The following is a 302-nucleotide window of genomic DNA, read 5'->3' as shown; positions in this document are numbered from 1 at the left end:
ACGGCAGTTCCCAGGGTATCGCTCATGCGGAAACAATTGCCGGGATAAAGGAATCCCTGCAGCTTTCTGAAAATGCGGTTGAACTTGCACAGGTATATGAAAATGCTGTTGAAGGTCTGGGTGAAGTGGAATATTTCGGCTCGCCTGAAGCAGAAATTGCTGCATACAGTGCGGAACTCAGCGATGAAGTTTCCTTTGCTACAGGACTTACCATAACAGGAAAGGTACAAAAGGGTGTTGTCAGCGGTCATACCGCTTCGGATGACACTCATATTTTTGTGCGTATTTTTAACGGAAACTGG

Annotated in this window: 1 protein-coding gene; it reads left to right on the top strand. The window is 46.4% G+C overall.

The window, feature by feature from the left end; all coding sequences use genetic code 11:
* Positions 1 to 302: hypothetical protein (locus tag OCV67_RS13625; protein ID WP_178085206.1), on the top strand; the 302-nt coding region annotated here is incomplete at both ends.

The organism is Porcipelethomonas ammoniilytica, from assembly GCF_025567485.1.
GTDB lineage: Bacteria > Bacillota > Clostridia > Oscillospirales > Ruminococcaceae > Porcipelethomonas > Porcipelethomonas ammoniilytica.
Note: the sequence above shows the minus strand (reverse complement) of the source record. Positions and strands in the feature narration are given on the sequence as shown.